Origin of the sequence: Bacillus sp. FSL M7-0791 (genome assembly GCF_038627085.1) — a bacterium.
Taxonomy (GTDB): Bacteria; Bacillota; Bacilli; order Bacillales; family Bacillaceae; genus Bacillus; species Bacillus safensis.
Genome location: NZ_CP152022.1, coordinates 3,216,898 through 3,239,077 on the forward strand (window position 1 = coordinate 3,216,898; position 22,180 = coordinate 3,239,077).

General features: G+C 42.1%; 23 protein-coding genes. 11 read left to right on the forward strand and 12 right to left on the reverse strand.

Features of this window, described 5'->3' with window-relative positions; all coding sequences use genetic code 11:
- Positions 1-3 precede the first annotated feature (3 nt).
- Positions 4-891: an acetoin biosynthesis transcriptional regulator AlsR gene (gene alsR, locus MHI08_RS16545; RefSeq protein ID WP_024426309.1), complete on the reverse strand. Its 888-nt coding sequence runs from the start codon at positions 889-891 to the stop codon at positions 4-6.
- 150 nt (positions 892-1,041) lie between these two features.
- Between alsR and alsS the strand changes: the two genes are divergently transcribed.
- From alsS to MHI08_RS16570, 5 genes are all read left to right on the forward strand, one after another.
- Positions 1,042-2,742, forward strand: a complete 1,701-nt coding sequence (alsS, locus tag MHI08_RS16550) for an acetolactate synthase AlsS (RefSeq protein ID WP_024426310.1) — start codon at positions 1,042-1,044, stop codon at positions 2,740-2,742.
- Between the two features lie 35 nt (positions 2,743-2,777).
- Positions 2,778-3,548 (forward strand): acetolactate decarboxylase, encoded by a 771-nt coding sequence (gene budA / locus MHI08_RS16555; protein WP_024423683.1) that lies wholly within the window; start codon positions 2,778-2,780, stop codon positions 3,546-3,548.
- Between the two features lie 152 nt (positions 3,549-3,700).
- The gene (locus MHI08_RS16560) at positions 3,701-4,177 is read left to right on the forward strand and encodes an Lrp/AsnC family transcriptional regulator (RefSeq protein WP_024426311.1); all 477 of its coding nucleotides are present in this window, start codon (positions 3,701-3,703) and stop codon (positions 4,175-4,177) included.
- Positions 4,178-4,193: 16 nt separating this feature from the next.
- A complete protein-coding gene (locus MHI08_RS16565) occupies positions 4,194-4,775 on the forward strand; it encodes a chromate transporter (protein WP_081372104.1) in 582 nt (193 codons plus the stop codon).
- Positions 4,775-5,311, forward strand: coding sequence for a chromate transporter (locus MHI08_RS16570; RefSeq protein ID WP_024423686.1), 537 nt, complete (start codon positions 4,775-4,777; stop codon positions 5,309-5,311). The genes MHI08_RS16565 and MHI08_RS16570 overlap by 1 nt, the downstream gene beginning before the upstream one ends.
- 33 nt (positions 5,312-5,344) lie before the next feature.
- On the opposite strand, the gene MHI08_RS16575 is transcribed toward MHI08_RS16570, so the two are convergent.
- Positions 5,345-6,664 (reverse strand): UDP-glucose/GDP-mannose dehydrogenase family protein, encoded by a 1,320-nt coding sequence (locus tag MHI08_RS16575; RefSeq protein WP_224426772.1) that lies wholly within the window; start codon positions 6,662-6,664, stop codon positions 5,345-5,347.
- Positions 6,665-6,780: 116 nt separating this feature from the next.
- Positions 6,781-6,924, reverse strand: coding sequence for a hypothetical protein (locus MHI08_RS16580; protein WP_003214884.1), 144 nt, complete (start codon positions 6,922-6,924; stop codon positions 6,781-6,783).
- Between the two features lie 186 nt (positions 6,925-7,110).
- On the opposite strand from MHI08_RS16580, the gene MHI08_RS16585 reads away from it, so the two are divergent.
- Both MHI08_RS16585 and MHI08_RS16590 read left to right on the forward strand, forming a co-directional pair.
- Positions 7,111-8,718 carry an SWIM zinc finger family protein gene (locus MHI08_RS16585; protein ID WP_041115535.1) on the forward strand — a complete coding sequence of 536 codons (1,608 nt, stop codon included), beginning with the start codon at positions 7,111-7,113 and terminating at the stop codon, positions 8,716-8,718.
- Positions 8,705-11,482, forward strand: a complete 2,778-nt coding sequence (locus tag MHI08_RS16590) for a DEAD/DEAH box helicase (RefSeq protein WP_034624472.1) — start codon at positions 8,705-8,707, stop codon at positions 11,480-11,482. The genes MHI08_RS16585 and MHI08_RS16590 overlap by 14 nt, the downstream gene beginning before the upstream one ends.
- Before the next feature lie 68 nt (positions 11,483-11,550).
- On the opposite strand, the gene MHI08_RS16595 is transcribed toward MHI08_RS16590, so the two are convergent.
- From MHI08_RS16595 to MHI08_RS16605, 3 genes are all read right to left on the reverse strand, one after another.
- Positions 11,551-12,339 carry an STAS domain-containing protein gene (locus tag MHI08_RS16595; RefSeq protein WP_029706346.1) on the reverse strand — a complete coding sequence of 263 codons (789 nt, stop codon included), beginning with the start codon at positions 12,337-12,339 and terminating at the stop codon, positions 11,551-11,553.
- A 153-nt stretch (positions 12,340-12,492) separates the two neighbouring features.
- Positions 12,493-13,353 carry a Cof-type HAD-IIB family hydrolase gene (locus MHI08_RS16600; RefSeq protein ID WP_342500202.1) on the reverse strand — a complete coding sequence of 287 codons (861 nt, stop codon included), beginning with the start codon at positions 13,351-13,353 and terminating at the stop codon, positions 12,493-12,495.
- Between the two features lie 406 nt (positions 13,354-13,759).
- Positions 13,760-14,116 carry a hypothetical protein gene (locus MHI08_RS16605; protein ID WP_024426317.1) on the reverse strand — a complete coding sequence of 119 codons (357 nt, stop codon included), beginning with the start codon at positions 14,114-14,116 and terminating at the stop codon, positions 13,760-13,762.
- A 117-nt stretch (positions 14,117-14,233) separates the two neighbouring features.
- Between MHI08_RS16605 and MHI08_RS16610 the strand changes: the two genes are divergently transcribed.
- Entirely contained in the window at positions 14,234-14,644 is a 411-nt protein-coding gene (locus MHI08_RS16610) for a YwpF-like family protein (RefSeq protein WP_024423692.1), read from the forward strand.
- Positions 14,645-14,671: 27 nt separating this feature from the next.
- Here the strand turns inward: MHI08_RS16610 and mscL are convergent, their stop codons facing one another.
- Both mscL and fabZ read right to left on the reverse strand, forming a co-directional pair.
- Complete coding sequence (mscL, locus tag MHI08_RS16615) at positions 14,672-15,067, reverse strand: large conductance mechanosensitive channel protein MscL (RefSeq protein WP_024423693.1); 396 nt, start codon at positions 15,065-15,067, stop codon at positions 14,672-14,674.
- A gap of 127 nt (positions 15,068-15,194) precedes the next feature.
- Entirely contained in the window at positions 15,195-15,629 is a 435-nt protein-coding gene (gene fabZ, locus MHI08_RS16620) for a 3-hydroxyacyl-ACP dehydratase FabZ (protein ID WP_012011512.1), read from the reverse strand.
- A gap of 219 nt (positions 15,630-15,848) precedes the next feature.
- Here fabZ and MHI08_RS16625 point away from each other — a divergent pair, with 219 nt between their 5' ends.
- The gene (locus MHI08_RS16625; protein ID WP_151039776.1) at positions 15,849-16,904 is read left to right on the forward strand and encodes a tetratricopeptide repeat protein; all 1,056 of its coding nucleotides are present in this window, start codon (positions 15,849-15,851) and stop codon (positions 16,902-16,904) included.
- A 14-nt stretch (positions 16,905-16,918) separates the two neighbouring features.
- Here MHI08_RS16625 and MHI08_RS16630 read toward each other — a convergent pair whose 3' ends face one another.
- The 4 genes from MHI08_RS16630 to spoIIID all read right to left on the reverse strand — a co-directional run bounded on the left by MHI08_RS16630 (position 16,919) and on the right by spoIIID (position 20,196).
- On the reverse strand, positions 16,919-17,737 hold the full coding sequence (locus tag MHI08_RS16630; RefSeq protein ID WP_024426319.1) for a flagellar hook-basal body protein: 819 nt from the start codon (positions 17,735-17,737) through the stop codon (positions 16,919-16,921).
- Positions 17,738-17,767: 30 nt separating this feature from the next.
- Positions 17,768-18,607 carry a flagellar hook-basal body protein gene (locus tag MHI08_RS16635; protein ID WP_024426320.1) on the reverse strand — a complete coding sequence of 280 codons (840 nt, stop codon included), beginning with the start codon at positions 18,605-18,607 and terminating at the stop codon, positions 17,768-17,770.
- Between the two features lie 124 nt (positions 18,608-18,731).
- A complete protein-coding gene (gene mbl / locus MHI08_RS16640; protein ID WP_007497573.1) occupies positions 18,732-19,733 on the reverse strand; it encodes a cell shape-determining protein Mbl in 1,002 nt (333 codons plus the stop codon).
- Between the two features lie 184 nt (positions 19,734-19,917).
- Positions 19,918-20,196 (reverse strand): sporulation transcriptional regulator SpoIIID, encoded by a 279-nt coding sequence (spoIIID, locus tag MHI08_RS16645; RefSeq protein WP_008343327.1) that lies wholly within the window; start codon positions 20,194-20,196, stop codon positions 19,918-19,920.
- A 347-nt stretch (positions 20,197-20,543) separates the two neighbouring features.
- Between spoIIID and MHI08_RS16650 the strand changes: the two genes are divergently transcribed.
- Together MHI08_RS16650 and MHI08_RS16655 are read left to right on the forward strand one after the other, a co-directional pair.
- On the forward strand, positions 20,544-20,957 hold the full coding sequence (locus tag MHI08_RS16650; protein WP_024423697.1) for a MarR family transcriptional regulator: 414 nt from the start codon (positions 20,544-20,546) through the stop codon (positions 20,955-20,957).
- A gap of 15 nt (positions 20,958-20,972) precedes the next feature.
- A complete protein-coding gene (locus MHI08_RS16655; protein WP_197202549.1) occupies positions 20,973-22,160 on the forward strand; it encodes an MFS transporter in 1,188 nt (395 codons plus the stop codon).
- Positions 22,161-22,180 lie beyond the last annotated feature (20 nt).

Here is a 22,180-nt window from a genome sequence, read left to right on the forward strand (position 1 = left end):
CTCTTATTCCAGCTCGGTGCGATGCAGGATATGGTGAACAAGATGAAATAAAGCAGGATTATGATTTTCCCGTCTATAGGAAATCGTCCATTCCGCCAGAAGCTGTTCATCCTCAATGGCCCGATATACAACATCCAGATTAAATAAACGCCGGGCTGATTTTGGAATCACTGCAATACCGATCCCTGCTGTGACGAGGCCAATGATCATTTGATATTCCGCCGCTTCCTGCACGATATTTGGAGAAAACCCGTACTTTTCACATAGCAGGACAAAGTGCTGATAAAGAGACGGCCATGATTCCTGTGATAAAGAAATAATCGGTTCATGACGGATATCTTCAATCGCGACCGTCTCTTTATTAGCCAATCGATGATTTTTTGGAATCGCAAAAATACATTCACTCTGCTTCATCAAACGACTCACTAATTCTTCATGCGGCGATGTAGGATGTAAAAAACCGATATCAATCTCACCATTTAAAAGTGCCTCTAGCTGCTGCGGAACAGAAAGCTGCTGCAGCTCAATACTGACAGAGGGATACAGCTCCCTGAATTCACGTACAACGGGCGGCAGAATATCATACGTCGCCGTTCCAACAAAACCTATGATGATTTTCCCCAGCTCTCCTCTTGCTGTATGACGGGCATGATCAACGGCTTTATCAAGCTGCTGCAGCACTCCCCGAACCTCATGTAAAAAGACCTTTCCAGCTGCTGTTAGCTCCACCACCCGCTTCGACCGGTGAAATAAAGGAAAACCCAATTCTTCCTCAAACTGCTTAATTTGCTGACTAAGTGGAGGCTGTGTCATATTCAACCGCGCGGCTGCTCTGCCAAAATGCAGCTCCTCCGCTACTGTGACAAAATACTGCAAATGTCTCAGTTCCATCCTTTCACTCCTCACACACTTATTCGTGAAACATATCAAAACCACGTTAAACATATATTGGAAAATTTATTTTATGAAATGTATAGTAAATCATATCATGAAAATATATTTTCATAAAAAATTTTACTTGCCGAAAGGAGTGCGGGGTAAATGAAATCTCAAGCACAACCCCTAACAAGACGAGGAGCAGAGTTGATTGTTGATACGCTGATTGCTCAAGGTGTGACCCATGTTTTTGCGATTCCAGGTGCAAAAATTGACGCTGTATTTGATGTATTAAAAGACAGAGGTCCAGAGCTTGTCCTATGCAGACACGAACAAAATGCAGCCTTTATGGCAGCTGCTGTCGGACGATTAACCGGCAAACCAGGTGTTTGTCTTGTCACATCAGGTCCTGGTGCATCTAATTTAGCAACAGGTCTATTAACAGCCAATACAGAAGGTGATCCTGTTGTCGCAATCGCCGGAAACGTCATTCGTGCAGATCGTCTGAAACGAACACATCAATCACTCGACAATGCGGCATTATTCAAACCAGTCACAAAATATAGCGTTGAAGTACAAGACGTTCATAATATACCAGAAGCATTAACGAATGCTTTTCGCGCGGCACAAAAAGGGCAGGCTGGAGCAGCATTTATCAGCTTTCCACAAGATGTCGTGACAGAACACACCACACAAACACCAGTGTCTGCTCACCCTTCTCCAGAATTAGGTCCTGCACCAGATGCTCTCATCAGTTCGGCTATCGCCAAAATTCAAAATGCACACTTACCTATTGCGATTGTGGGAATGAAAGCTAGTCGTCCAGCTGCTGCAAATGCCACAAGAGCATTATTAAAAACACTTGGTATCCCATTTGTTGAAACGTATCAAGGAGCCGGCGTTCTCTCAAGAGAGCTCGAGTCTCAATATGTAGGCAGAATCGGCTTATTCCGTAATCAGCCGGGTGATCTTCTCATTGAACATGCAGATGTCCTTTTGACCATTGGCTTTGATCCAATTGAATATGATCCGAAGCATTGGAATCTTCAGCCGCAGCAGCGTCAGATCATCCATGTTGATGACATGCAGGCAGATATTGACCATTTTTATGAGCCAGCGCTTGAGCTTGTAGGCAATATTTCTGAAACCGTCAAACATCTAGCGCATGACAGTGTTCCCCTTTCTCTAAGCAAAGAGAACATAGAATTCGTCACTGAATTACAGGAACTATTAAGCGACATCGAAAAGACACCAGAAAGAGAAAGTCATCGATCTCACCCTCTGGATGTCATTCATACATTGAGACGTCTGATTCCTGATGACACGAAGGTCACGTGTGATATCGGATCTCACGCGATTTGGATGTCCCGTCACTTCCGCGTCTATGAACCGAACTCATTCCTGGTGAGTAACGGCATGCAAACATTAGGCGTCGCATTACCATGGGCAATTGCGGCTTCTATCATGAATCCAGATGAAAAGATTATCTCGGTCTCAGGTGATGGCGGTTTTCTCTTCTCCGCAATGGAGCTAGAAACAGCAGTCCGGAAGAAAACAAACCTCGTTCACCTTGTTTGGAACGACAGCACATACGACATGGTCGCGTTCCAGCAGGAAATGAAATATGACCGTACATCCTGCGTTGAATTCGGGCAGATCGATTTAGTGAAATATGCGGAAAGCTTTGGAGCGACTGGACTAAGGGTCAACTCACCTGAGGAGCTTTCAACCGTCCTTCAAAAGGGTATAAACATAGAAGGACCCGTGATTATTGATATTCCGATTGACTATCAAGACAACCCTGACCTCGCCAGTCAAAAATGGCCAGAAGTCTTTCGCAAAAAACATGCAATGAACGTCAGATAAGACTTCGATACATTACATTAAAGGAGTGAGCGGTTATGGGTATGATGCACCCAATGAATCAACAGAATGACACAAGACAGCATGACAAACAGCAAGAGGTCTATCAAGTATCAACAATGACCTCCCTGCTGGAAGCCGTATATGATGGAGATTTCTCCCTCGCACATATTCCTGAACACGGTGATTTTGGCATCGGTACATTCAATCAATTAGATGGAGAGCTGATCGGCTTTGACGGCGCATTCTACCGGCTGCGCTCGGACGGAACAGCGACACCGGTCACCAATCAAGATTATTCACCATTCTGCTCTCTAGCATTCTTTGAAACAGATATCGTTCATCGAATTGATGCACCTATGACGTCTAAAGAACTTGAAGAAGAAATCGACCGCATTTTACCAAGTAAAAATATCTTTTATGCGGTCCGCATTGATGGATCATTCAAAAAGGTTCAAACACGTACGGTTGAAAAACAGGAAAAACCTTACGTTCCAATGGTAGAAGCAGTCAAGTCTCAGCCTATTTTCGACTTCGAGGATATTCAAGGCACGATCGCAGGCTTCCGTACACCGCAGTATGCACATGGCATTGCGGTGAGTGGATATCATCTTCATTTTATTGATGAAGATCGAAGTGTTGGCGGACACGTATTTGATTACACCGTTGATCAAGTCACCATCCGCATTTCTCAAAAACGCCATATGAATTTACACCTGCCAAATACGCAGGAATTCTTCCAAGCAGACATTGATCGTGCTGATCTTGCACAGCAAATTGCCAGTGCAGAAAGCAGCCCGGATCAATAAATGAAGACACCCCGATGAGATCGGGGTGTTTTTTTATGCACAAAGATGTTTTCTCGCACGTAATGTTTTCGTTTCGATACCAAAATAGAAATCATCCATTCTATTCGTAATAAAATATGATAGAATATCAACAGAAGAAAGGTGGTTATACGGTGTCAAAAGACTATAGCATTCCAAACCTAACATTAGACGAAAGAGATAAACAAATTTTATCCCTATTACACGAGGATGGGCGCATGTCTTATACAGATCTCGGCAAACAGGTCGGTCTGTCACGTGTTGCCGTACAAGCCCGCATTCAGCAGCTCATTGAAGCAGGAGTCATTGAACGATTCACCGCTGTGATTAACCCAGCGAAGGTCGGCATTCATGTCTCTGTCTTCTTTAATGTAGAGGTAGAGCCGAAATTTTTAGAAGCGGTAGCCCTTCAGCTTGAAAAGGAAACGGCTGTCACAAGCCTTTACCACATGACAGGACCAAGCAAGCTGCATATGCATGGCATTTTTCAACATGAACAGGAAATGGAGACTTTCCTGACAAAAAAGCTATACCCGCTAGAAGGCGTTGTCAGTGTGGACTGCCAAATGCTCATTAAACGATACAAAAGCCGCATGGGCATGAAATTGTAGACAGGAGTTGAACCACTTGCAATCATATATCGAACTCATTATCGCTATGGTGCGAACCGGTATTCTCGGTTTTGGCGGAGGCCCTTCCGTCATACCGCTTATTCGCCATGAAGCGGTGGTGAAATACCAATGGATCAACGATGACGAATTCGGAGAAACACTCGCCATCGCCAATGCATTACCAGGCCCGATCGCTACGAAAATGTCAGCATACCTCGGCTATCGATTAAAGGGCGTATCTGGCGCAATTGTCGCCACAGCTGCTCATATTTTACCAACATGTCTCGCCATGGTAGCCCTTGTTACACTTGTCAGCGTTTTAAGCTCCTCACAAATCATTCAAAATATGATTGGCGCTGTGACCCCTGTCATTGCTGTTCTGTTAGGTATCATGGCATATGAGTTTGGACAAAAAGCGCTGAAAGGCTTCGGCATGATCTTCGGGATCGTTCTATTTCTTCTTGCCTTTATTGGGCTGCAAGTGCTGTCCATTCATCCAGGAATTATTGTCATGATCTTTTTACTTTATGGCGCCTTTCATTTTAAACTGAAAAATCGCTGGAATCGGCCAAATAAAGAGAAAGGAGTGTCTTCATGATGCTGATTCTCTTTTTATTCTGGGCATTCTTTTTATCCAATCTATTAGGATATGGCGGTGGCCCTGCATCCATCCCGCTCAATTATGAAGAAATCGTCAATCATTTTCATTGGATGACGAACGAAGGATTCTCCAATATGCTGGCTTTAGCCAATGCACTGCCGGGGCCAATCGCTACGAAGATTGCAGCATATGTCGGCTATGACGTCATGGGCTGGCCAGGCTTTATCGTGGCACTGCTTGCAACTGTCCTGCCATCCGCTGTTGGGCTGATTTTATTGCTCAAGCTGATTGACCGCTTTCGTCAATCTCCCGTCGTAAAAGGCATGACCTTATCCGTTCAGCCTGTCATTGCGATGATGATGCTTTTATTAACATGGGAAATCGGCGGAGATGCTGTGAAAGCCATCGGCTGGACGCAATCGCTCGCCATTGCTGCGATCTCCTTTTTCTTGATGACCAAATTCAAGCTGCACCCTGCTTTTCTGATTGTGGCTGCATTTTTATATGGCGGATTCATTCTGCCGCATTCATAAAAACCGATAACATTCACTGTTATCGGTTTTCTTTTACATATAAATTGGAGAAACTGATCTGCGCCCAATCGAATGATACTCGACCCCTGCTTGTTCTGCCTCTTCAAGTGTATGACAGTTTCGTCCATCGAAAATAAGCGGCCGCTTCATCCATTTCTTATAGGAAGCGAGTGGAAACGACTGAATATCCGCCCACTCTGTTAATAGACAGACCGCATCGGCATCCTTGATCGCTTCCTCAATCGTTTGAGCAAATAAGACTTGATCCGGCAGCTCGCGAGCTGCATGCCGGGCAGCAACAGGATCATATGCCACAAGCTCCGCACCTAATTGATGGAGCTCATGAGCGATCGGAATAGATGGCGCCTCCCTCATATCATCTGTATTCGGTTTAAAGGACAGACCAAGAAGCGCAATTCGCTTCCCTTCAAGAGCTGCCCCCAGCCGCTCCTGAATATTGCGGATAAAACCTGCTCGCTGCTCATTATTTACTTTGATGACAGCCTTTAACAGCTCAAAATCATGGGACACATGCCCTGCAATTTGGACAAGGGCATTTGTATCCTTGGGAAAACAAGAACCTCCGTAGCCAATGCCCGCTCTGAGAAAGGAAGAACCGATCCGCTGATCAAGTCCCATTCCCTGCGCCACCCATTCAACATCAGCCCCTGTTTTTTCACAAATGGAGGCAATCTCATTCATAAAGCTGATTTTTGTCGCAAGAAATGCATTTGATGCATACTTGATCATTTCAGCACTTTTACGGTCTGTTTTCACCAACGGAAGGTGGAAATCAGCATACATGTCCTCTAACTTGTCTAATACGGCTTTTGTTTCAGCTCCAATCACTAGCCGATCCGCCCTCAATGTATCTGAAATGGCAGAGCCTTCCCGTAAAAATTCTGGGTTAGATGCAATCGCTAGTGGCTCCTTCCGTCCTAATTCTTGATGGATCAACTGATCGATTTGATCACCCGTTCCAACAGGAACCGTACTTTTCACCACAAGAATCGCCCCTGACTTTGCTTTTAAGCCCATCTCTTTTGCAGCCTGAAACACATACTGTAAGTCAGCTTGGCCATCTGCCTGCTGCGGGGTGCCGACTGCAATCATTAACACATCAGCCCGCGGGTAGACTTCCGCTCCATTTATGTGAAAATGAATTCGTCCCTGCTCAAGGTTGCGTTTCAATAACTCTTTTAACCCGGGCTCATACATTGGGGGGGTTCCCTGTTTCAGCTGCATGACCTTTCGGCGGTCAATATCAATACACGCCACATCATGACCTGCCTCCGCTAAACACACACCTGTCACAAGCCCCACATACCCACAGCCTGCAATCGCAATATTCATGACTCCATCAGCTCCCCATACTCCTTATGCTTGTAATGACATCGTATGCCGGGAGCGTTCATTCCATTCTTAAAAGCATACAAAAACCCCCTGCCATCACTAGCAGGGGGTCACTTTTATGAAACAAGACCATTTCGAATATGAGCAATCAGATTTTCAAGCATTTCTTTTGTTGTGACATCATTTGAATTTTCACCAATATCATGAGCGTACATCAAAATCTTTAAAAACTCTTCTTGATTTAAACCCTTATTATCCATGTCTGTATCCTTTCGATTCCACTAATTTCATTATTATATGCTGTAAGGTTGGTTTATGCAATACTCTATTACATCATTCGACAGCTTTTGAAATTTATGACCATTTTCATGAAAAACTTTTTTATAAATCCCCATTGAGCTATAATAAAAGAATTGGAATCTTTTACTTGGTTAGGAGCGGATCAAATGCTTCAGCACAACATCAACGAAGAAGAAATCAAACAAACAGCCGAACAGATCAAAGAACTTCTTCCTGCAACAGATGAAAACAAACAACTCATCAAAAAAGCATTGATTACTTATAGACAGGACAGCGTATATCGGCTCAAGCAAGAGTCTGATACCGAATGGTCAGCTTATGTACATGATGTCGTGGCAGCAAGAGTCCACCTTCATGTGCTGTTTCCTGTGAGAAGCAGCTGCTCATGTCCAGCAGATGGACTTTGTAAACACATTCTCGCTGTCTTCTTTTCGCTATACGCTCAAGTAGAGAGTGTGACAGGGTTTACAGAACATTGGTCAGAAAAAGATGAATTACAGCGCAGCAAAGAACTGATTCGCCAGCACTTCCAAGTGAAGCGCCCAGACGAACAATCACTCCAAAGCTGGCTGACTTTTTTTCAAGAGGAATTTAACCTCTGGCTGAAACGGACACCGAAGCACCAGCAAACACCGCAGCATTTATATTACGGCTATTTATCGATCCTAAAAAAACACGCACCTGCTTCACCTGAATTCAAGAGCTTGTATGCAATTCATACGTCGATCGATGTATGGCTGAGGCTCCATGAACTCGTCGACCTCGGCCGGCTTGATGCCGAAAAAGACTTTTATTCCATGAATCCCTATGTAGAACAGCTCATGAACACCATTTTCGATTCAGTGGATCATTTGAAGACATACGCTCTTTCCTTTTCCCTCGATCCGTTTCTTGAAAACACACCAACTGCCGTTCGCACACTTCTTCAAATCAATGGACCTTTCCAGCATGAACGAGTAGCGGTCTTTATGGAGATTTGGGGCACCATATTAAATAGAGGGAAATGGGTCAAAAAAGAAACAGAATTACTAAAGAACGCCCAGAAGAAAGAACAAACGGTTGAACGTACCATCGGGCTGATGCACATGGATTATTTACTGAAAGAAGACGAAAGCCTCTTTCAGCAATTACAGCTGCTTAATGCGGATATGCTGCCAAATGTGCTCAATTGGCTGAAGGATCTCACAAACCGAAAGGACTGGAAGCGGCTCAAGCTCTGGTATCATGAAATCACCTATATATTAGAGGAATATTGCCAGCTCGACCTTTCCTACAGAGAACTGCGGGGAGCCGTCAGTGACTTCTTCTTTTATTTAGATGCATACTTTAAGCAGACGAAGGATCATCATTTATATGAACGTTATCTCCAAATCTGTATGCCCTATGCGTTTACAGAATACAGTCAGCTTTTGTATGCACAGCAGCGTTATGCGGAATGGATTGAGATTCACAGCCTTGTTGGTTTCTCCATTAGTGAACTGGAGAAGGATTTGATCAAACAGATTGCAAAAGAGGAGCCGGAAGCCCTCATTCCATCGTACCACCGTGAAATCTCACTGCTTCTCGATCAAAAGAATCGAAGTGCTTATCGAGAGTCTGTGAAAATGCTGAAGAAACTGCGTACGCTTTATCATAAAACGAAAAAAACCGTGATCTGGGAAAGGTATGTAAAGCAGCTGCAAGATTCAACAAAACGGCTGCGTGCGTTCCAAGAGGAAATGAAGAAAGGAAAATTGATTGATGACACGCCATAAACAAATTGTCATTCATGCAGAACAAACTGAAGATTTCTCTTTCACCATTTCAGCGCAAGCAGAGGACGGACACCCTGTTCCGCTTAATGAAATGAAGAGGCAGCTTTTCCAATGGCACGAATCTTCTTTCTACGGAACATTTTTAGAAGATGTCAGCTTTATTGGCACTCCTGCCTTTCTGTTAAGCCCTTGGATGACCGTTGAATTGCTAGGAAAAAATTCATTTAATACGTTTAGTCATGTGACATTAACGGATGAAACGGAACCACTGATGAAGACTGCCTCCACCATTTACGAATTCATCGAGGACGAAGATTTCGTTCCCGATTATGAGGCGTGGACAAAAGGCGAGCTTCGGTTTAAAGATAAAGAAGGCCTATTAGATGGTTATACGGCTGATTGGTTCTCCTTTGCTGTACAGGATTACATTCAGTATGATGATGCCTTGCAGCACAAATGGGAACTCATGAACGCACAATCGCCTGCGCTCTCAACCTTCCAAGGACATTTTCTAGATGAGCAGGATTTCTTGGAGACGATTGGCTGGATAGATGATGAGACGCCGTTCACTGTCGGCTTGCGCTTAAATGAACCGGATTTTGACGGAGATGATTGGAAAATCGAATTGTTTTTGCGGGACAAGAAAAACAGTGACCTTCACTTTTTTGAAGGCATTCGTTCATTGAAAAGGTCTTGGCATCCGTATCAAGATAAAATTTCAAGAGAGCTGGAACGATTCAGTCAAATCGTCCCTTGGCTTTCTTTCACATCTGGCACCACACTTATGTCAGAAGAAGAAGCATGGCTCTTCCTATCTGAAGCAAGTGAAACACTTGTCAATATGGGCATTGAGATTCTGCTCCCATCGTGGTGGCAAATTGTTAAAGACAGCACGATGATGTTAAAAGCAAGGATTTCTTCTACACCGCGAGGCGAATCGCATGTCGGAATGGACGCATTAATGGACTTTAATTGGCGCTTTGCTACAAACGGCATTGAACTGACAGAAGATGAGTTTAACGAACTTGTCCAAAGCAAACGACGCCTTGTCAACATTCGAGGACAATGGATCAAAATAGACCCGACCTTCATTCAGCAAATGAAAAAGTGGATGGAGCGTGCCGAAAATGAAGGACTTCACATGTCTGATATTTTGTCACGCGAACTGGCAGATCAAGAAGCTTCCTCTGAATCGATTCCAGAACTACTAGACAGTTCAGCATTTGCCCATATTCAATTTGAACTTTCATCGCAATTAAGAGGGCTTGTCCACCAATTAAATGATTCGCACGAGCTGCCTTCTTACGAAATGAGTGAGTCCTTCAAAGGCACACTGCGTCCGTATCAGCAGCATGGCGTGAATTGGCTTTTATTTTTAAGATCTCATGGATTTGGGGCTTGTTTAGCAGATGATATGGGACTTGGAAAAACGATTCAAATGATCGCGTATTTCACGTATTTGAAGGAGCAGGAGCAAAATGCCGCTCCCTCTCTCATCATTGCGCCGACCTCTGTTTTAGGAAACTGGCAGCGAGAGCTCGAAACATTCGCACCACATTTGAAGGTTGCCCTGCATTATGGCCCATCGCGTCCACAGGGAGAGGACTTCACAAAAGCATACGAGTCAACAGATATTGTTCTGACGTCTTATGGACTCTCACATTCTGATCGTGATGAATTAACGGCAGCAAAGTGGAATACCATTTGCTTAGACGAAGCCCAAAACATCAAGAACGCCCATACGAAACAATCGAGAGCGATTAGACAGCTCAAAGGACAGCATCACATTGCCCTCAGCGGGACACCAATGGAAAACCGTTTGACAGAGCTTTGGTCCATATTCGACTTCGTCAACAAAGGATATCTCGGCAGCCTGACCAGCTTCCATAAAAAGTTCGTCCTTCCGATTGAAAAAGACCGTGAAGAAAAAAGAATTGAACAGCTCCAGCAGCTGATCAAACCATTTTTATTAAGACGAACAAAACAAGATGAAGAGGTTGCCCTGAACCTGCCTGAGAAACTCGAAGAAAAAGAATTCATTCCGCTCTCCGCTGAGCAGGCGTCTTTATATGAACAGCTCGTGAAGGATACATTTGAACACATGGCATCATTAACAGGGATGCAGCGAAAAGCCATTATTTTAAGTATGCTTGGCAGACTCAAACAGATTTGTGATCACCCTGCGCTCTATTTAAAAGAGAGCGGAACAGATGTGAAACTGCTGAAACGTTCGTTAAAAATGGATAAACTCGCAGAGCTGTTAAAAGTGATACATGAGCAAGGAGAAAGCTGTCTCATCTTTACGCAGTATATTGAAATGGGCAACATGATCAAGCAGCTGGCAGAAAAGATGTTTGGAGAACCGGTCCAATTTTTAAATGGCAGCCTCTCAAAACAAGAGCGGGACAAAATGGTGGACCGCTTCCAGAAGAAAGAATTCAACATCTTAATTCTCTCTTTAAAGGCAGGAGGAACAGGACTCAATCTAACCGCTGCAAACCATGTCATTCACTACGATAGATGGTGGAATCCTGCTGTGGAAAACCAAGCAACAGACCGAGCTTATCGGATTGGACAAAAACGATTTGTTCACGTCCATAAGATGATCACAACGGGCACAATCGAGGAAAAAATCGATCAAATGCTCGAAACAAAACAAACATTAAATGATCAAATTATCCAAAGCGAAAGCTGGATTACAGAGCTATCGACAAACGAACTAGAAGACTTATTTACCTTAAGTGCCGCCGCTCAATCATCTTAATCACAGCAAAAAGAGGACTTTTCATTAATCTTGAGAAAAGTCCTCTTTTTCATTTCATATAACGTACGCTAAATGTTCAGTTTTTTCAATGCAGATTTCACATTCATATACGTATTTAATTCACGGAAGTCCTCTCTCATTTCTCCCATTTTCATTGCAAGATTCGGTTTAATTCCTGTCACAATGAGTTCAGTACCTGTCATTAAAATCAAATCGTTCAGCTTAAAGATCGCATCTGCCACAAATGAATCCACTTCTAATAATCCGGACAGATCGACAATAAAATAATCATCCTTGGATTGAGAGATATAGGTGGAGACCGTTGAAATGATCTTATCAAATCTAGGCGCTGTTAACGTACCAATGATCGGTAACACAGAGATACCATCTTTCACCGGAACGATTGGGACAGAAATATTCAGCACTTCATCAATTGATTGCTCAAGAAGCTCCTGCTGTTCCTTCTCTTTCGTGACATCCTTTTGCAGACCAACGAAATAAAGACGTTTTCCTTCCTTTTCGTCAATCCAAAGAGGAGCGACACTTAACTCGTTCCAAAACATTTGTCCAGATTTTTTATAATTTTTCAGCTGAACCGTGACAGCCTCTTTGTTCTCAATGGCTGTTCTAATTTGCTTGAGAGCGATTTGTTCAGTTTCATCTCCCTGAAGGAAACGACAATTCCTCCCCAATACTTCGGTTTCTTGATAGCCTGTCATATCTAAAAAGCCCTTGTTCACATATATTAAAGGATTATCAGGTAAAGACGGGTCCGTCACCGTCAGGCCAACCTGAGTATAGTCCAAGGCTTCCTTGATTAAATGCAGATTTTCGGACTTATAAGATTCCAGCGCCATTCGTTTACTCTCCTTATTTTCCTTACAAGCGGGTTATATTCATAATTAAATTATATGATGTTCCACATCATGTGTAAATAGAAGTGGTTCTGAATTCCTCTTTTGTAGAATGCGCTTCATCCTATGTGATTTATACCACGACATCTGATTCATCTATTTCAAAAGGTGCCGGATCATATGCGCGACTCCGTGTTCATCATTTGATAACGTCACGTGATCAGCGATTTCTTTTATATCCTGTCTCGCATTCCCCATTGCAACCCCAACACCAGCAGCTCGAAGCATTGATTCATCATTTAAACTGTCTCCTACAGCCGCTGCCCTACTTAAAGGAATACCTAGTCTTTCTGCCAGCCTTGTTAATGCCTGCCCTTTAGACGCGTCCTTTGAACCAATTTCAAAGTTATGATCAGCCGAACTGACCAATGTTAAATCTGAATCATCACCAAACATATCCCATCCGGCATTCAATCTATCTTGAAAAAAAGAAAAACCTAAGATATTGTAAAATGAAAGCTTTCGATCCTCACGAAACAATTCTTTATATGTATCAATATAAGAAAAACCCGACTGGCTGTATTGAACTTCTGCCGCTTGCTTTAAGACATTCTGATCCGTTTCTGGATTTGCACTTTTTAAACGGTCCATTTCAATCGCAAGAAGTTCTCTGCCGCGATTCGGTGTGAAAATGGCTTCGTTTGTAAAGACTTCATAATAATAATTACGTTCTTCAAGCCATAACAATATATGTTTAGCCTTTTCTGCTTGTAAAGCAGCTGAATGGTACACTTGTCCAGTTGGATCATGAATCACAGCTCCATTGGCACTAATCACCCATGTATTCATACCAAGCTGGTCAAAAATAGACCTCACATCAAAATACGCTCTCCCTGTTGACACGACAACCTCAATTCCATTCGCAGCTGCTTCCTTTAATGCCTGCTCGTTTTCCTGACTCACTTTGTGTTCACTGTTCAATAAAGTTCCATCTAAATCCGTTGCGATTAATTGAATGTTTGTCATCGTTCTCTCCTTTTTGTCTTTATTTTCAACCGACATACCGTTAACAAAATCCATCATCATTATGAAATGAGTATCCACTATTTGCAAGAGCTGATCGGTTAAACAGTGAATAAAAGGGTATCCGGCCACGCAAATATGACCGGATACACACATAGGGGATTCACAAGGGGACACATGACCTATACAAAGAAGCATTGGTTCTATATTACGCAGTGTTCATATGAACAAGGCAGCATCTATCAGCTTTAGCTAGAGGGGGGCTGTCAGATGATAGACGTTACCTTTTAATTCGGGACTTGCCTCCTTTCCTTTCAGCTACCCCTAGTCTACGGAGAAAGGCCGTATGGGACAAAACATGAAAATAGCAAAATAGGCCTTCAAATTCTCTATATCCTCATTAATTTCTGTTTTTTACGGCTTGCGTATAAAACATCATCTTGTTTTGTTTGATGAAATACTTATTTTTCATAAATTGATAAAAAATATCTGAATGAATCCAATTACTAGAAGGCATGTGAATATAATCAGATCCGTCCCACGCAAACCAATAAAAACAAAGCCGGCCATCATGAATCGACAGCTGAAACTCAAAACAGTCCATTTGATCCTTGGTGACATATTGAAACGTGAGTGACTCTCCTTCTTCCATATACACATCACAAAATGAAAGAATGTCTCCCCACGAATAAACACGTATATCACTCTTTGCCTTGTCGTCGCCAATATGAATGTTTCTCAATTGATAGGACTCCATAAAACATCTCCTTTCACTCATGTGCAGCTAGTTCTAAGCAGGCAGCGGTTTCATTTATACAGATGTTGTATGCTATAATAATACTTACGAATAATGAACGCTTGTGAGGTGATAAATATGAAAACCTTTAGGCTGATTGATTTAAAAATTGAACTTGATCCACAGCAAGATAAAATGTCCAGCATTCCCCTTCGTGACGGTTTAATCATTAATAAAGAAGACGGTGAAAATCACTGGATGATTGAGGCACTCATTCCAAAGAAACATAGACAGGTATTTGAGGTACTCTTTCAGCAGCACACAGAAGTGAAGATTCTTGTAACGATCACTAAAGAAAACAACCGCCCTGTTCATCTATCTGTCCAAGTCAAAAACATCGTTGCCTTAGAAGAAAACATTTCTGTATTACTCGATGGTAAAATGATTACAAATCGTTACAGAACAGAAACTGAAGAAGTATTAAAAGACCTCGTCAAAGAGGGGCTGTCAGGAGAAAAACTACTGGATGCTTTTAAACAAAACACATAAAAAAGAGCGGGATCAGCCGCTCTTTTTCTATTGCACATCTTTAGACTGGCTTTGATTTTTCAATAAATCTCTAATTTCAGTTAGCAGAACTTCCGTTTGATCCGGCGTTTCCACAACCTCTTCTTCCTCGACCTTTTTCCGTTTTAACTTATTCAAATAACGAATAAAGATAAAAATGGAAAACGAGATAATTAAGAAATCAACCACTGTTTGAATAAAGTTTCCATATAAAATTTGAGCAGCTCCGATTTTAATGGATAAACCGCTAAAATCATGCCCTCCAATAATAATACCGACAAGCGGCATGATTAAATCATTCACAAGAGAAGTGACAATTTTGCCAAATGCTCCCCCAATGATGACACCTACAGCCAAGTCAATGACATTGCCCTTGACGGCAAACTCTCTAAATTCTTTCAGCATCCTTTATCACCTTCATCTTTTTTTGTCTAATATGACGTTTTTTTGTCAAAATTGCAAGTCCTTATCCGTTCTAACTGAACGTTTCTAAATAAAAAAGCGATTCATGCTTGATGAACCGCCAGGAAAATCATGATACTTTAGGACCGATAGAAAATGTCAGTTCTGCTTCACATGCAACTTCGCCATCTACTGTCGCTACTGCTTTTCCTTTTGCAACCGGCCCGCGGAGGCGCGTCACTTCAACCTCTAAACGAAGCTGGTCACCAGGCTTGACCTGTCTTTTGAAGCGGCATCCGTCAATCCCTGCAAACAAACCAATCTTTCCTTTGTTTTCTTCCTTGCCTAACATAATCACACCAAAAACCTGTGCGAGTGCTTCTACTATAAGCACACCAGGCATGACTGGGTATCCAGGGAAATGGCCATTAAAAAATTCTTCATTCACTGTGACATTTTTAATTCCAACCGCTCTTTTTTCTCCCTCTACCTCTAAAATACGGTCGACCAATAAGAATGGATAACGGTGTGGAATAATGTCTTGAATTTGCTGAGCATCAAGCATATCTTGATCTCTCCTTCTTTTCTATATCGCTGATCTTCATTTGATTCCTATAGAAGTATATTATGAATGCTGGCATTTTTCAATATTCGCCTTATGCATATGGTAAAAAATAGAATCTACCATTACCAATTGTCATCAAATATAATCCACACTACACTCATTGTTTTTTCACAAATATGGTAATATATATTACAACATTGATTGAATAAGAGGGTAAAAATGAATTTTATGAGCGATAAATCCATAAAAAAACTTCTCCATTCCTGGTATACAATGCTAAAGCATCGACATTTTTCGAAGGCTGAAGAAATCAAAAAAACACTGCTAAAATATAAACGCAAATTATCAAAAAAACAGGAACTCTATTTCCATTATCAGCTGATGCTTTTCCGTCATCAGCTCTGGATGAATCAGACAGATGACTTAGAAAAACTCAAACATGAACTGCTGCCCCACAAAGATGAAATGAACGAAGAACTGCAATATTATTTTTATTTCTTTCTCGGATTATATGAATCTTTAAAAAGTGATCAAAATGATGCGATTCATTATCTCGAAAAGGCAGAGGAACGACTGCCATTACTTAACGATGAGCTGGAGGAAGCAGAGTTCCATTTCCGTACAAGCGGTGTTTATTATAACAACCGTTACTCGTTGTTATCGATTCGTCATATTCAAAAAGCCATGGATATTTTTGCAAAGCACGGAGATATCCATAGCATCTATCGGTGTAAAATTGTGCTCGCTCTTAACTATAGCGACCAAAAAAAATATAAGGAAGCGGAAGATATTTTCATTGAAATTATTGATTATGTGAAAAAGATTGATGATCAAGAGCTGCTCGGTATCGTTTACTATGATGCTGGCTTTATTCAGTCAAGACAAAACCGTCATAAGGAAGCGCTAGAATACTTCAAAAAAGCACTTCGTCTTCCAGCATACCGAAAGTCAGCACACTCCTATGTATCGTGCCTATACGAAACTGTGCGTTCCTGTTTTAAAGAAAATTTAACCGATGAAGGGATGAAATATATTCAAAAAGGACTGAAAGAAGCCGTTGCTTCCCAGTTTGATATATTAAGAATGAAGTTTCAAATCTTATCTCTTCTCTACAGCCAAACGCCAAAGGCAGATGAGCAGATCGCCACGCTCGTCACATGTCTTGAACGAAAAGAAGCCTGGATTGATCTTGAGGATCTGCTTGCTGATGTCTCAGATTTTTATAAAAAAAAGGGCGACTTTGAGCGAGCCGCCTTTTTTATCATGAGAGGCTGATACCAGCCTGCTGATTATCGAATTGTATTAATTAATCCCAGCATTTGATCGCCCATCGTAATCGTTCTTGAATTCATCTGATAGGAACGCTGTGTTGTCATGAGGTCTGTTAATTCTTTCGACATATCCACATTTGACGTTTCCAGTGCACCTTGCTGAAGCTGAATCGCCTCTCGGTTTGCTCCATTTAGTGCTGTTAATGCGCCTTGATAGGTTCCGTCGACCGAGAACAAATTATCTCCTTCAGAGGCAAGTGCTGACGAATTATTGACTTGTACAACGCCTAGATTCACTTGCTGATTCGGTTGATTATCTCTTGAAATCGCCGTAAGCCGTCCATTTTTATCGATTGAAATATCACGGAAATTCGCATTTAAGACGATTGCATTTCCGTTTTCATCAAGAATCGGATAGCCTTCGCTCGTGACAAGCTGCACTTGGTTACGGTTATTGCCCGGCTGTAAGTAAAGTGAGCCATCTCTTGTATAACGGATATTACCGCCGGCGTTGACCTGCAAATACTGCGACGGCGCTCCGAAGGCAACATCAAGATCACGTCCTGTTTCTTTAATCGAGCCTTGCAGCGAGTTAATGGACGCATTGACCATTGTACCCGTTCCAAGCCTTAACCCAGCAGGTGTCAGACGACTGTTTGCCACCTGCTCATTTTTTTCATCTACCTGATTAAACTGCTGTCTGATCAGCTCTGAGAAACGGGTATTTTTCGCGCGGTATCCTGTTGTTTCACTGTTCGCGATGTTGTTGCTGATGATGTCAAGCTGCTTTTGCACTTCATTCATCGATACAGCTGCATTTATCATCGTTCTAAGCATAATTTTCCTCCTTTCTTTTTCATTTCTTGATTAGTACACTCTGCCAATTTCATTCACTGCTTTTTCTAAGCTTTTATCATACGCCTGAACCACTTTTTGGTTTGTTTCAAATGCTCGGTAAGCCGTTGTCATATCTGTATATGATTTCGTCACATCCACGTTCGACAGCTCCGATACGCCTTGGCTTAACGTGTAGGACATTTGACCGTTATTGACTGCACTTGGCAGGGGCTGGTTATCAGCTGTACGGTATAAATCATTTCCTTCACGCGCTAGGTTTCTTGTATCCATCGCAACACGTACATCGATCTGACCAAGATTTTGGCCATTTTCAGACACAGTACCATCTGCATTCACTTTGAAGTTCTCACTCTGAACCGTAATCGGCTGACCCGTCACGGAAAGAAGAGCGCGTCCATTAATCGTCAGCTGCTTTTGTGCGTTCAATGTAATGGAGCTGCTTTTCGTATAACGAACGCCTTCTGGTGTGTTGACCGCATAAAATAGCGCTGATTTCTGATTGGTCTCCGGATTGATCGGCACATTATTTTCAACTAGTGCTACATCTGTTGTTTGATCTGTTGTTTTTAAAGTTCCCTGTGTAAATTGAGGGATTAATTCCTGCATATATGTCCCAGTATTGATTCCACCAATCGGCGATTGCAGTGGAACACTAAAACCTTTGCCTGAGGATGTTTGGAAACGTCCTGATTCCATTCGGCTCAGCAGCATTTCTGGAAATGCACGCATTGCCCCTTCATCCGCTTTATAGCCTGGGGTATTCGCATTTGCGATATTATTTGAAAGCATTTCTGTCCGCCGCTCTTGAGCGATCATGGCAGATGTTGCGGTGTATAGTCCTTTTAACACGTGCTCACCTCATTCAAATTCTTTCACATGACCTAAACACAATCTTCTATGAAATATATCGGCTGATTAGCAGGGTTCTTTAATAAAAATCCCCCATTCTTTCTAAAAAGAATGAGGGAAATCATTAGCTGAGTTTACGCTTTGGCAGCTTGTCCATATTATCAAGCATCACGCCAGTACCAACTGCTACACAGTCCATTGGATTTTCAGCAACGAAAACTGGTACTTTCAGCTCTTCTGCAAGCAATTGATCAAGCCCGTTTAGAAGAGCTCCGCCACCTGTAATGATGACGCCGCGATCGATAATATCAGCTGATAATTCAGGCGGTGTTCTCTCAAGAACTTGCTTCGCAGCCTGAACAATCGCAGATACAGATTCACGCAATGCTTCTTCTACTTCTTTGCTTGTGACGGTAATCGTTCTTGGTAATCCTGTCACCATGTCTCGTCCACGAATCGAAATCTCTTCGTGACGTGCGTCTGGGAATACCGTTGCAACTTGGATCTTAATATCCTCAGCCGTGCGCTCACCGATCAACAGCTTGTACTCTTTTTTAATGTAGTTTAGAATTTCCAGATCAAATTTGTCTCCAGCCATTTTAATAGAAGAGGCGGTTACAATGTCACCCATTGAGATGACAGCGATATCTGTCGTTCCGCCTCCAATATCTACGACCATGTTTCCACTTGGCTGAAAAATATCCATACCAGCACCAATCGCTGCTACTTTTGGCTCTTCTTCAAGAAATACATGCTTACCACCGCTTTTTTCAGCAGCTTCCTTGATCGCCTTCTGCTCAACAGATGTAATATTTGTCGGGCAGCAGATGAGCATACGCGGCTTAGAGAACAGCCCTTTCACATTTAATTTGTTAATAAAATGCTTGAGCATCGCTTCAGTTACTTCAAAATCAGCGATTACGCCGTCTTTTAATGGACGAATCGCAACAATATTCCCAGGTGTACGTCCAACCATACGTCTAGCCTCTTCTCCAACAGCCAAAACTTTCCCGCTGTTTTTGTCAAGAGCTACCACAGATGGTTCATTTAACACAATTCCTTTTCCTTTGACATGAATCAGTACATTGGCAGTACCAAGATCAATTCCAATATCCCTAGCAAACATCTATATATATCCTCCTTGAAAATCTGTTTCCATAGCAAATACCACATTCTGCCCTAATTATATATTCTATCATAATTTGCAGAAAAAAAGATATTTCTTTACAAAAGTCTTTACAAAATTTGTGGTTAGAAACTACCGATATGAGGAAGATATATATATTATGTTTATGAACAAAGAACTAAGCTTACTGTTTCACAGGTTCGCCTTCTAAAATTTCTTCTTTTTTATACTTTAACTTGGTGGCTTCTCCTCCTCGCAAGTGGCGGATTGATTTATGATAATCCAGTATCTCCTTTACTTCATTAGCCAGATCTGGATTAATTTCTGGCAGCCTTTCTGTTAGATCCTTGTGTACAGTACTTTTAGAGACTCCAAATTCTTTCGCAATAACACGAACGGTTTTCTTTGTCTCCACGATATACTTTCCTATCTTGATTGTTCGCTCTTTGATGTAATCGTGCACACCACTCGACCTCCCTAAAATGGATGTGAGAAGTGTGAAATGAGATCCGTATGAAGATTATCCATTTTCAGCGGCGCTTGTTCGTCGTAATTTCTCATCCATTAGGTAGTAAATGCCAAACACGATCCCTCACCTCAAACACTCTCTTTGTCAGGTTTGTAACAGTGTATTAGCATTGAATAGGGAATATGCTAAAAATGAAGATGGGACAAGGGATTTATCAGAAAAGGCAAAACAAAAAATCATTTCGGGGCGCGAAAATTTCCACTTTACAAGAAAGGATTCAGCACGTAAAATAGAAAAGGTGAATTTATTTACCTAGCTAAATATTTAAAAAAGGTGAGCATATGGATACGTTAAATAGAGAGTGTTTACATCAAATACATCAAGGCGCGCGGCTGCTGTCTAAAAAGGCGAACGAAGCGCTTGCTGCTTATGACTTGTACATGTCCCAGTGGACTGTGCTTTTTTGTTTGGATACATTCGGCCCAAAAACCCAAAAAGACATCTGGACATATTTAAACGTCGAAGCACCGACCATCACCAGAACCGTCACCCGCTTAGAAGCAAACGGCTGGGTGAAACGTGTACAAGGCAAAGACAAACGTGAGAATCTGATCGTGATGACAGATGATGCAAAAGCCCGATTTGAAGAAATCAAACGCACGATGGAACAATTTGAAGAAGAATGTCTTTCAGATTTTACCTACGAAGAAAAACAACTCCTCCATACACTTTTACACAAATTATCTACTGAATAGGAAGTGACATACATCATGAACGAACGCATATGGACAAAAGATTTTATCATGATTGTCCTGGTGAATTTATTTACGTTCACCTCTTTTTATGCCCTTTTGACATTACTGCCCATTTACACAATGGATGAACTAAATGGAACAGAATCACAGGGCGGTCTCCTTGTGACGGTCTTCTTATTATCTGCTATTGTGACAAGACCGTTTTCTGGCGCCATTATTGAAAAATTCGGCAAAAAACGGATGGCGATTTTCTCTTCTACAGCCTTTGCCTTACTCACTTATTTATACATTCCGATTGATCAATTCCAAACGCTTCTTGTGCTGCGTTTCGTACAAGGGATCTTTTTTAGTATTTTGACGACAGTTGCCAGTGCCATTGCGGCTGATATGATCCCGAAACATAAACGCGGGGAAGGACTCGGATACTTTGTGATGTCCATGAACCTCGCTGTTGTCATCGGTCCGTTTATCGCACTGAATCAAGTAGGAAAAATAGGATTTCATTCCTTATTTCTTCTCTTTTCCATTATCGTGACGATCGGAGCTGCTTTTACGATACTGATTAAACAGCCAGAGCCTGAAAACGGTGGAAGCATCGTCTTCCGATTCACGTTTTCTCACCTGTTTGAAAAAGGCGCATTAAAAACAGCGGCCGTCGGCATTATTATTTCCTTCTGTTATTCGCCGATTATTTCATTTATTTCAGTTTATGCCAATTCACTCCATTTGATGGGTGCAAGCAGTTATTTCTTCATTGTGTTTGCGGCTGCAATGCTTGGATCACGTCCATTTACAGGCAGACTTTTTGACCGGGTTGGAGCTCACGTTGTGATCTATCCTTCGATTGCCCTTTTTGCCATTGGTTTATGGATGCTGACAGCGACACATTCAGCTACAATGCTTCTTCTATCAGGCGCTGTGATTGGACTTGGCTACGGTTCGCTCGTGCCATGTTTACAAACACTTGCAATTCAGCACTCACCAGCTCACCGTACGGGGTATGCGACGGCTACTTTCTTTACTCTGTATGATACAGGTATTGCTGCTGGCTCATTTGTCTTTGGACTCCTTGTCAGTTTCACAGACTTTTCAAATGTGTACCTCATTGCAGGCATTGTGGTCTTACTGAGTATGGGCGTCTTTTATTGGAGCGAACGAAAACCCCAGGAATCAAAAGCACAAAAGGTCTCCCTTTCAGAATAAAAGGGTACTATTTTAAACTT

Excerpts from the sequence above, each read along its gene's own strand:
- alsR (WP_024426309.1), bottom strand. The coding sequence starts at position 891 with ATGGAACTGAGACATTTGCAGTATTTTGTCACAGTAGCGGAGGAGCTG.
- alsS (WP_024426310.1), top strand. The coding sequence starts at position 1,042 with ATGAAATCTCAAGCACAACCCCTAACAAGACGAGGAGCAGAGTTGATT.
- budA (WP_024423683.1), top strand. The coding sequence starts at position 2,778 with ATGGGTATGATGCACCCAATGAATCAACAGAATGACACAAGACAGCAT.
- MHI08_RS16570 (WP_024423686.1), top strand. The coding sequence starts at position 4,775 with ATGCTGATTCTCTTTTTATTCTGGGCATTCTTTTTATCCAATCTATTA.
- MHI08_RS16575 (WP_224426772.1), bottom strand. The coding sequence starts at position 6,664 with ATGAATATTGCGATTGCAGGCTGTGGGTATGTGGGGCTTGTGACAGGT.
- MHI08_RS16580 (WP_003214884.1), bottom strand. The coding sequence starts at position 6,924 with ATGGATAATAAGGGTTTAAATCAAGAAGAGTTTTTAAAGATTTTGATG.
- MHI08_RS16585 (WP_041115535.1), top strand. The coding sequence starts at position 7,111 with ATGCTTCAGCACAACATCAACGAAGAAGAAATCAAACAAACAGCCGAA.
- MHI08_RS16590 (WP_034624472.1), top strand. The coding sequence starts at position 8,705 with ATGACACGCCATAAACAAATTGTCATTCATGCAGAACAAACTGAAGAT.
- MHI08_RS16595 (WP_029706346.1), bottom strand. The coding sequence starts at position 12,339 with ATGGCGCTGGAATCTTATAAGTCCGAAAATCTGCATTTAATCAAGGAA.
- MHI08_RS16605 (WP_024426317.1), bottom strand. The coding sequence starts at position 14,116 with ATGGAGTCCTATCAATTGAGAAACATTCATATTGGCGACGACAAGGCA.
- MHI08_RS16610 (WP_024423692.1), top strand. The coding sequence starts at position 14,234 with ATGAAAACCTTTAGGCTGATTGATTTAAAAATTGAACTTGATCCACAG.
- mscL (WP_024423693.1), bottom strand. The coding sequence starts at position 15,067 with ATGCTGAAAGAATTTAGAGAGTTTGCCGTCAAGGGCAATGTCATTGAC.
- fabZ (WP_012011512.1), bottom strand. The coding sequence starts at position 15,629 with ATGCTTGATGCTCAGCAAATTCAAGACATTATTCCACACCGTTATCCA.
- MHI08_RS16625 (WP_151039776.1), top strand. The coding sequence starts at position 15,849 with ATGAATTTTATGAGCGATAAATCCATAAAAAAACTTCTCCATTCCTGG.
- MHI08_RS16630 (WP_024426319.1), bottom strand. The coding sequence starts at position 17,737 with ATGCTTAGAACGATGATAAATGCAGCTGTATCGATGAATGAAGTGCAA.
- mbl (WP_007497573.1), bottom strand. The coding sequence starts at position 19,733 with ATGTTTGCTAGGGATATTGGAATTGATCTTGGTACTGCCAATGTACTG.
- MHI08_RS16650 (WP_024423697.1), top strand. The coding sequence starts at position 20,544 with ATGGATACGTTAAATAGAGAGTGTTTACATCAAATACATCAAGGCGCG.
- MHI08_RS16655 (WP_197202549.1), top strand. The coding sequence starts at position 20,973 with ATGAACGAACGCATATGGACAAAAGATTTTATCATGATTGTCCTGGTG.